7 protein-coding genes are annotated in these 9,298 nt (G+C 65.7%); 1 reads left to right on the forward strand and 6 read right to left on the reverse strand.

The window, feature by feature from the left end:
• Positions 1-124 precede the first annotated feature (124 nt).
• Entirely contained in the window at positions 125-1,450 is a 1,326-nt protein-coding gene (locus EN994_RS07705; protein ID WP_063169785.1) for a folylpolyglutamate synthase/dihydrofolate synthase family protein, read from the forward strand.
• A 64-nt stretch (positions 1,451-1,514) separates the two neighbouring features.
• On the opposite strand, the gene EN994_RS07710 is transcribed toward EN994_RS07705, so the two are convergent.
• The 6 genes from EN994_RS07710 to addB form a co-directional block, all read right to left on the reverse strand.
• Positions 1,515-1,928 (reverse strand): type II toxin-antitoxin system VapC family toxin, encoded by a 414-nt coding sequence (locus EN994_RS07710; RefSeq protein ID WP_063169784.1) that lies wholly within the window; start codon positions 1,926-1,928, stop codon positions 1,515-1,517.
• Positions 1,925-2,173, reverse strand: coding sequence for a type II toxin-antitoxin system VapB family antitoxin (locus tag EN994_RS07715; RefSeq protein WP_013528324.1), 249 nt, complete (start codon positions 2,171-2,173; stop codon positions 1,925-1,927). Before EN994_RS07715 ends, EN994_RS07710 begins: the two co-directional genes overlap by 4 nt.
• A 108-nt stretch (positions 2,174-2,281) precedes the next feature.
• Positions 2,282-2,563, reverse strand: a complete 282-nt coding sequence (locus EN994_RS07720) for a cupin domain-containing protein (protein ID WP_013528325.1) — start codon at positions 2,561-2,563, stop codon at positions 2,282-2,284.
• A gap of 128 nt (positions 2,564-2,691) precedes the next feature.
• A complete protein-coding gene (gene trxA, locus EN994_RS07725) occupies positions 2,692-3,015 on the reverse strand; it encodes a thioredoxin (RefSeq protein ID WP_013528326.1) in 324 nt (107 codons plus the stop codon).
• Between the two features lie 76 nt (positions 3,016-3,091).
• Positions 3,092-6,610, reverse strand: coding sequence for a double-strand break repair helicase AddA (addA, locus tag EN994_RS07730; RefSeq protein WP_063169783.1), 3,519 nt, complete (start codon positions 6,608-6,610; stop codon positions 3,092-3,094).
• Positions 6,607-9,298: double-strand break repair protein AddB (gene addB / locus EN994_RS07735; protein ID WP_127307468.1), on the reverse strand; the 2,692-nt coding region annotated here is incomplete at its 5' end. The genes addB and addA, both read right to left, overlap by 4 nt.

Raw genomic sequence — 9,298 nt, forward strand, 5'->3', positions numbered from 1 at the left:
GCCTGAAGCGACACGAAGCGCCGCGACCGCGATTGCACGAGGGCTTCGGCGCGCTGTAGCCTTTGATTGCCATGGCCATCCGAAACCGATTCTGGTTTTCAGGCTCATGCGCTAGGATTCCACCATGACGACGCTTGCCGCCGACCGCGAAATCGAAGCCCTGATGGCGCTTCATCCGAAAGGCTTCGACCTTTCGCTCGACCGCATTTCGCGGCTGCTGGAGCGGCTTGACAATCCGCAGGACCGGCTGCCCCCGGTCATCCACATCGCCGGCACCAACGGCAAAGGTTCGTGCGCAGCCTTTTCACGCGCCCTGCTCGAGGCTGCGGACTACCGCGTCCATGTCCACACCTCGCCGCATCTGGTCAACTGGCATGAGCGTTACCGGCTGGCCGCCGATGGCGGCGGCAGGCTGGTCGAGGACAGGGTTTTCGCCGATGCCATTGCCCGTGCCGCCAGGGCCAATGAAGGCGAGAAGATCACCGTCTTCGAGATCCTCACCGCCGTCACCTTCCTGTTGTTTTCCGAACACCAGGCCGACGCTGCGATCATCGAAGTCGGGCTCGGCGGCCGCTTCGACGCGACCAATGTCATCAAGGAGCCGGCCGTGTCGGTGATCATGCCGGTGTCGCTCGACCACGAGGCCTATCTCGGCGACCGTGTCGAACTGATCGCAGCCGAAAAGGCCGGCATCATCAAGCCCGGCTGTCCGGTGGTCATCGGCGCGCAGGAAAGCGAGACGGCTCTGCAGGTGCTGATCGAAACCGCCGAGCGGCTTGAATGCCCCACCTTCGTCTACGGCCAGGACTTCCTTGCCTTCGAGGAAAACGGCCGCATGGTCTACCAGGACGAAGACGGCTTGATGGACCTGCCGCCGCCCAGGCTGCCCGGCCGCCACCAGTTCGCCAATGCGGCGGCGGCGATCGCCGCGGTCAAAGCGGCCGGTTTCGAGATCAGCCATCGCGCCGCCGAAAAGGCGATGATCAATGTCGCCTGGCCCGGCCGCATGCAGAAGCTCGTGCAGGGCCGGCTGGCCGAACTGGCACCCAAGGGCGCCGATATCTGGCTCGACGGCGGCCACAATCCCGGTGCCGGCGTGGTGGTTGCCGAAGCGCTGGCCGAGCAGGAAGAGAAGAACCCGCGTCCGCTGTTCCTCATCTCGGGCATGATCAACACCAAGGACCAGAGCGGCTATTTCCGTGCCTTCAAGGGCCTCGCCCGGCATGTCTACACGGTGCCGGTGAGCCTCAGCGAGGCCGGCGTGCCGAACGACGAACTGGCGATCCGCGCAACGGAAGCCGGGCTGACCGCCGAGCCGGTGAGTTCCGTCGCCAGCGCGCTGATGCTGCTGCGCGACACCTGGGACGGCCCGTCGCCACGCATCCTGATCAGCGGTTCGTTGTATCTGACCGGAGCGGTGCTGGCCGAGAACGGCACCCCGCCGACCTGAAGCAGGCGACTATTCATGCCTTGGGTGGCTGCGGCGGCTGAGGCCGAACCTTGGCTTTCGACCTTCAGAAATCCCACGGTGAGATCAGATCAAGGCTGGTGGTGCCAAAGTCGCTGAGATTGCGCGTTGCCAGCCGGCCACCGTTCACGCGCGCTATCGCCGCAATCATGCCATCGGGGGCTGACATGCCGGCACCTTGGCGTGTCGCGGCACCCATGATCTCGCCGTAAGCCAAGGCAGCATCTTCAGTCAGTCCAAAAATCCGGCCGGCAAATCGATGGCGCCACCGGGAAAGTCCCTGCTCCAGCCGATCGGCACGCTCATCAGGCCGTATTTTTTGGATGCCGAAGGCGATTTCAGCAATCGTCACTGTGGGAAGGGCCAGTTCAGCGTCATTGCGGACAAGCCATGCCAGGACAGCTTGGTCCGGCGCCTTCTTCAGACTCTCCGAAATCACGTTGGTATCGACGAAAATCAAAGCTCAAGTCCCGAATGAACCTGGCGGCCTTCGCGAATGATCTTTTCCAGATCGATGTCGGCGCCATGGTTTGCAGTCAAGCTGGCATAGAAGGTGGAAGCAGGTTCACGGCCAGCTTCACGAATTTCGTAGGATTCGAGCGCACGTTCGACCACATCGGCTATCGAACGATTTTCACGACGAGCAAGTCTATGAGCCAGGTCGCGTGCTTTTGCGCTTCGGACTGAGAGTTGTGGTTCGGCCATTTCGAACTCCCTTTTAGAACGGATATAGGCCGATCCACTGCTGCCATCAAGGTGGCAGTTGATGGCGTGCCATCACGCGGTGGATTTCCAGCGCATTGATAGGCGACGTTACTTCAGCTCTATCTCGATAAAGGCGTATTCGCCTTCATTGGCGTTGATGACGTCGTGCTCTACGCCCTCCTTGCGGAAATAGGGCGCGCCCTTCTTCATCTCGGCAAAGGATTCGCCGTCCTTGGTCAACAGCTTCACCTTGCCGTCCATCAGCGGCACGACGACATAGTCGTGGCCGTGGCGATGCCAGCCGGTGTTCTCGCCCGGCGCGAAGCGGTATTCGGTGACGATGACACGCTCGTTGTCGATGAAGACGGTGGCCTTGGCGGATCCGGTCATGGGGTTCTCCTGTCTGCCTCGAGCAGATGACATGGAGTGCCCGGACGCGAGGGCCAGAGCCACGCACCGATGACGCCAACAAAAAGCCCGGCGCGAGGCCGGGCTTGATATCAGGAATTTCAGATGGGTCAGGCGAGGTTGCCATTGATCCAGTGCGACAGCGCGGTCTTCGGCGCGGCACCGACCTTCATGTCGGCCATTTCGCCGCCCTTGAAGATCATCAGCGTCGGGATCGAGCGCACGCCGAACTGGGCGGCAAGCTCCGGATTCTCGTCGATGTTGAGCTTGGCGATCTTGACCTTGGCGCCAAGTTCGGTGGCGATATCTTCGAGCGCCGGCGCAATCATCTTGCAGGGACCGCACCATTCCGCCCAGAAATCGACGACGACCGGTACGTTGGCGTCAAGCACGTCAGCCTGGAAGTTGCTCTTGTCGACCTTCACGGTTGCCATATGGAAAAATCCTTTTGAAAGTTTTTGTCCCACCAAATGTGGTGGTGATCGCGCCCTTCTTCAAGCAGGTGTTGTGTCACGCTCCCGTGAGTCGAGCAAGGGCGTCGTCCAAGGCGCTGGCAGGCAGTTCGATCAGCCGCGGCGCCTCGGTGAACAGCAAGGCCGCCTTGACCGTGCGGCCGGGATAGAGCGGCTGCAACAGCGCGCGGTAGAGCGCCAACTGCAGGACATAGGCCGGCGGCACCTCGGCCAGACTGGCGGGCGCCGGCCGGTTGGTCTTGTAGTCGACAATCGATACCGTGTCCGGCGTTACCGCCAGCCGGTCGATCTTGCCGGAAATCGAGCGCTTCTTGCCCTTGACCTCCAGGCTGCCCATGATCGCAACCTCGGCACGCGACGATGGCGCAAACAGCTGACCGAAGCCGGGATCGGCAAGGATCGATGTGACCGACGCCAGGGCCTTTTCACGCTCTGATGGCGGCCAGTCCGCACCGGTTCGCAAGAGATAGCGTTCTGCCGCTCCCGCACGTTCGGGCTCGGCAATACCGGGCAGCATCTGCAGCAGTTTGTGGAGGGCGAGCCCACGCAGCACGGCAAAGCCGGGCTCGGCGTCGGCGTCGAGCACCGGCGACGCCTTGTCGACAACGGCTTGCTTGCCTTCGTCGATCAGCGCCGAGGCGCCCGATGGCGACAACGGACGCGGCAGATCCTCGAAGGGCAGCAAGGGCCGGAACAGCGTCGCCGGCAAAGGCGCGAAAGCGTCGGCCTGCCGTAGCTGATCGGCGGAACTTGGCGCGACGGGGGGCAGCTTGGTGACATGGAAACGGTGCACCGGCTCGCCGCCGGCGGGATGCGCACGCTGCTCGCTCTCCGACGCGCCGATCAGCGCGCGGCTGACGATCGAGTGCCAGGTGCCGGCGTTCGGCGCCCGCTTGCCATGATAGCCGCAGACGATCAGCCGGTCCTCGGCACGGGTCATGCCGACATAGAGCAGCCGGCGGTATTCGTCGTCGGCGAGTTCCCGTGCCCTTGAGGCCGCCGCTTTCGAAAAACCGTTGGCGACCTCGCTGGCCGAGCGCCAGAGATAGCCCTTGCCGTCCCAGTTCGCGCCGGAGCCATCGAAGGGCATCAGGCGCGGCAAATGCTGGTCGCTGAACGGCGCGGAACCGCCATCGACCAGGAACACGACGGGCGCTTCCAAGCCCTTGGCGGCGTGCACGGTCATGACCCGGACCTCGTCGCGGGTCTGGTCCATCTCGCGCTTGATCTCGGGACCGGCGTTTTCCAGTGTCGACAGGAAGGCTTCCAGCCCCGGCAGGCCGGTTCGCTCCTCGGCAAGGCAGAAGCTGAGGAACTCGTCGAGAATATCGCCAGCTTCGGGCCCGAGCCGCGCGATCATCTTGCGGCGCACGCCATCGCGCGCCAGCAGGGCGGCGTAGAATTCGAACACTGGCTTAAACGCGGCTTCGTTCGTCCAGATGTCGACCTGGGCGACGATCTTCGCCAGTCTCTCGCTTTCGCCGGCGTGCTGTCGCAGCGATGCGATCAATGACAGGCCGGCCGGCCTCTGCGCGGCGAGCGTGAAAAGCGCCTCTTCCGGCAGATCGAAGATCGGGCTGCGCAACACGGCGGCAAGCGACAAATCGTCCTGCGGCTGGATGAGGAGGTGACCGAGCGCGATCAGGTCCTTGACCGCGATGTGCCCGGGCAGGCTCAACCGGTCGGCGCCGGCAACCGGAATGTCGCGGCGTTTGAGTGCGCGGGTCAGGGCATGGACGAAGCGATCGCGCTTGCGCACCAGCACCAGCACATCGCCCGGCCGCAGCCGCTTGCCGCGGCCTTCGATGATTTCGCCACTGCCGATCCAGCCGGCGATGGTGGCGGCGACGTTCTCGGCCACGCGCACCGCCGGCGCGTGGGCATGGTCGATGGCTTGCGTCCAGTCGTCGGGCTCATCGACAACATCGGCGCCGACCGACGGCCACACCTCGACATAGCCCGGCGCGTCGGTGCGGATCGCCTGGTGGCGAAGCGGATCGGGATCATGACTGATGCCGCGCCGCACGGCTGGATCGGCGAAGACGCGGTCGACCGCGGTCAGAACATCGTCGGTCGAGCGGAACGACCAGGTCAGCTTGAGGTCGGCGAAGGACGCCTCGGCGTCACGCACTCGTCCGGCAAACAACAGCCGGCTGTCGGCGAAGGAGTCCGGGGCCGCACCCTGGAACGAATAGATCGACTGCTTCTCGTCGCCGACGGCGAACACCGTGCGATGGACCCTGTCGCGTGCGCCAAAGCCGGCAAAGAATTCCTCCGCCAGCCGTTTCACCACTTCCCATTGGTCCGGACTGGTGTCCTGCGCCTCGTCGAGCAGGATGTGGTCGATGCCCTGGTCGAGCTTGTACTGCACCCAGGGGCCGGCGTCCGGCCGCGCCAGCAGGTTGACGGTGCGGGTGATCAGGTCGTTGAAATCGAGGAAGCCGCGGCTGCGCTTGAGCATTTCGTAGCGGGCGATCAGCCAGTCGGCGATGGTCAGCGCGGCAGCCGTGCCTTCAAGCATCCGGAACAGGGCCAGCCGATCGGTGGTTTCGACTATGGCGTTGGCGGCCGAGAGATAACGCTCCGCCAGATCCGGCAACCGGTCGACCAGGGCCTTCTTGAAGGCCTTTGCCGGGTCGTAAGCGTCGCCATCGGTCTTGAGGAAGGCTCGCGCGAGCAGTTGCAGGCGGCGAATGGGATCGCCCTCGGCAAAAGCCTGCCGCGCATAGGGCAGGATGTTGTTCAGTACCGATCTGGCGTCGGTGGCCTCGGCGGCGTGGGCGAAGCCGGCAAAATAGTCGGGCAGGAAGCCCGGCAACGGCCATACCGAAGCGGCTATGCCCTCGGCCGTCTGGCCTGGATGGAAATGGAATTCGTCGAACAGGGCCTGGAAATGCGTGCCATCGCGCCCGACCGCCTCGATGAAATGGCGCAAGCCGTCGCGCTTGCGCACAATCTCACCCAGCAAGGCGTCGAGCCCGGCTTCGCCGCCCCGATCGAGAATGGAGGCAAAAGCCTCGGCCAGATCCCTGTCACCGGCGGACGTGCCCGAAATCATCTCGCGGCGCGCCGCGGCAAACAGCGATGCCTCCATCTGGCCGTCGAGCATCTCGAAATGGGCCGGGATGTTGGCCTCCAGCGGGAACTGGTGCAGCACCGATTCGCAGAAGGCGTGAATGGTCTGGATCTTCAGCCCGCCGGGCGTTTCCAGCGCCTCGGCGAACAGGCGCCGCGCCCGGCGCATGGTCTCGAGATCGGGCCGGCGCCCCTCCAGCGCCTCGACCTTTGCCGCCAGATCCACGTCACCAAGCGTCGTCCACTCCGACAGTGTCGAAAAGACCCGGTTCGACATGTTGGCGGCGGCGGCGCGCGTATAGGTCAGGCACAGGATCTTCGACGGATCGGTGCCGCGCAGCAGCAGCCGGATTACGCGCTGCGCCAGCACATGGGTCTTGCCGGAGCCGGCATTGGCCGACACCCAGGCGGAATTGCCGGGGTCGGCGGCGCGGGCCTGGCTGGTCGCGGTGTCGCTGGGAATGGGATAGGCCTTCTTCATGCCTCCCCTCCCTCGTCGCCGGCATCGCCGCCTGCCGACCATTCGAGCACGCGGGCAAGATGGTCGTAGTCGCCATCCGTCTCGCCTTCGCGGAACGGCAGCGCGCGCGACAGATACCCGGTCGCAGGGTCCGCATAGTGGATCAATAGCTTTTCCAGCCGTGCCCAGGCCTCTTCGGCAAGATCGGTCGCGGTCCGCGGCTGGCGGTTGTGTTCGAGGATGGATTCCTCGAACACCTCGCCATTCGGCTTCAGCCTGATGAAAGCCAGTTGAGAGGGCTCACGCACGCCCAAATCCTTGAAGGCGCCGCGCCTGAGCAGCGCGCCCTCGAGCGCCAGTTGCGGCGCAAGCAGTGTGTGCGCCTGCGCCTTGGACGGCGAGGAGCCGGTCTTGTAGTCCAGTATGTCGGCCATGCCGCCGGCCAGAAGGTCGACGCGGTCGGCGTAGCCGGACAGCGTCACGCCGGACTGGCCGACAACGGTCTTTCCGGCGCGCTCCTCGGCATGGCGCCTTGTCACAGCATCAGCGCGCGTGCGCTCCCACTCGATGATGTTGGCGGCGAGTTTCTCGAAGCGCGGCCACCACACCGCCTCGACGTCGGCCGGAAGGGCGGCTTCGGCAAAGCAGGCGCGGCCGGCGGCGATGAGGCCGGCAAGCGCATCGGGAGCGCGCGGATCGGCGACGCTGCCTGAGAACAGGTGCAGGATGGCGTGAAACAGCGTGCCGCGCTCGGCCGCACCAGGGTCGCGAATAACCGGATCGAGCGGCATCAGGCCGAGGATGCGTCTTGCATAGACGGCGTAGGGGTCACGGCGCAGGGTCTCGATCTCGGTGACCGAGAAATGCGTCGGGCGCACCGACAGCGGCGGCTTCGGCTGCGGCCGTGGCGCGAAATCCTGCCTTGGGCCGGCATCCAGCGCGCGCGCCCAGGCGAGCAGCTCGTCGCCACGCCGGCGCAGCTCCGCTGCCTGGTCGCTGCCGATGAAGGTCAGCAGCCGCTGAAGCCAGCGCGACGGCACGGCGGGTGCATCGCCGGCACGTGCCGAGCGGGACAGCACCACCTTCCCGGCGCCCATGGCCATCTGGAAATCATGCGCGGCAAGGCCGATACGCCGCTCGGGCGGTTCGAGGTCGATGCCGGTCTTCATCAGCCGCGACATGAAGCGGTCGCTCTCTGGCTTGCGCGGCCATACGCCCTCGTTGAGCCCGCCGATGACCAGCGTGTCGACCGTCTGCAACCGGGCTTCCAGCGCGCCCCAGATGGCGATGTTCCGGTCGGTGCCTTGTGCCGGCTTGACCGTTTCAGGCGCGATCAGCGCCGCCATGATGTCGGGCCACTCGGTCGCCGCGAAGGACAGCGAAGCCGAAGCCGCGACCAGCCCGCGCAGCAGTTCGGCAAGCTTCTCGCCGGCGTCACCGGCATAGAGTTCGCCAAGGCCGCCGTCGGCGATGCGGCCGAGATTTTCGAGTGTCACGACACTGGCCCTGACAAGCGCGGCAAGGTCGGCGTCATCCCGGCCTCGGAAGGCTGCGAGCGGCGCCAGCGCCTGCTTGAGACGTTCGAGCAAATTCCGCGCAGTTTCGATAGAGCGCACGGTCAGCCGGGAAAACCAGAAGGGCTGCCGGCTGCCGCCGCCCAAGCCGGTGAGACGGGCTTCGAACAGTTCCGGTAGCGAAACGATGTCGGGGCGGCCTGTGCCGCCGCGCAACGCCACCAGTTCGATCAGCTCCGCCGCGTGGCGCACATCGGCCCGTTCGAGGCCGAGGCCGAGCAGCGGATGCTTGAGCAGCGACAGCAGGCCAACCGGATCGCCTGGCCGGAACAGTGCCTCGAGCGCCAGCCTGAGCAGGCTGGCCGCCGGAGTGTTGGCGAGCGGTGTGCCACCGGAATCGTCGGCAACGACGCCGAAGCGCTGGAGCTCGATCGAGACGCGCCGCGCCAGCGCGCGGTCGCCGGTGACGAGAGCCGCCCTTTGGCCGGGCTGTTCGACCGCGCGCTTGAGCGCGACGGCGATGGCGACGGCCTCATCACGTTCGCTGGCGGCTTCGAGCAAGGTCACCTCGGCGAAGGCGCCGGCAATGTCGGACGCCGGGAAACCGGCACGTGTCTCGGCCCAGAGTTCGGTGGTTTCGGCCGGCCGCAGCGCTTCGCCGACAAGGGCAGCGCGAAGCGCACGTCGCGGTTCGGCCACGCCAATCTCCTCGACGTCGCCGCGCAATACGCCGATCTTGCCGATCAGCCTGGCCAAGCCATATTGCGGGTGGCCGAGTACGGCTGGACGCGCGCCAGGCGCGGCAATCGCCTGGAACGACGCTTCGTCCAGCGTCCGGTCGAGACCCGGCAGCACGATGGCGCCGCCGGGCAGGCGCGCGATCGCGGCAAGCAATTCGGCCGTCGCTGGTATCGAGCCGGTCGAGCCTGCGGCGATGACCGGGCCGGCGGGCGGATTGCGCTGCAGCCGCGCCGCCTCGGCGCGGATCAGCGCGCTGCGATGCGCGGCCGGATTGGAGCGGTCGCTTTCCGCGAGGAATTTCGGCCAGGCTTCGGTGACGATGCCGAGGAATTCGAGCGTCACCTGCCACCATCCGGCAAGATTGCCGGTCACCAGATCGGTGAGCTTGGCCCAGTCGGTGCCTTCCGTCTCGATCTCGTCCATCAGCCGGGCGAGATCGCGCGCCAGCCAGATC

This window comes from Mesorhizobium sp. M7A.F.Ca.CA.002.09.1.1, assembly GCF_003998555.1.
GTDB classification, from domain to species: Bacteria; Pseudomonadota; Alphaproteobacteria; order Rhizobiales; family Rhizobiaceae; genus Mesorhizobium; species Mesorhizobium ciceri.

What these genes read in the sequence shown, in the direction of transcription:
- EN994_RS07705 (WP_063169785.1), top strand. Translation starts at nt 125, where the DNA reads ATGACGACGCTTGCCGCCGACCGCGAAATCGAAGCCCTGATGGCGCTT.
- EN994_RS07715 (WP_013528324.1), bottom strand. Translation starts at nt 2,173, where the DNA reads ATGGCCGAACCACAACTCTCAGTCCGAAGCGCAAAAGCACGCGACCTG.
- EN994_RS07720 (WP_013528325.1), bottom strand. Translation starts at nt 2,563, where the DNA reads ATGACCGGATCCGCCAAGGCCACCGTCTTCATCGACAACGAGCGTGTC.
- trxA (WP_013528326.1), bottom strand. Translation starts at nt 3,015, where the DNA reads ATGGCAACCGTGAAGGTCGACAAGAGCAACTTCCAGGCTGACGTGCTT.
- addA (WP_063169783.1), bottom strand. Translation starts at nt 6,610, where the DNA reads ATGAAGAAGGCCTATCCCATTCCCAGCGACACCGCGACCAGCCAGGCC.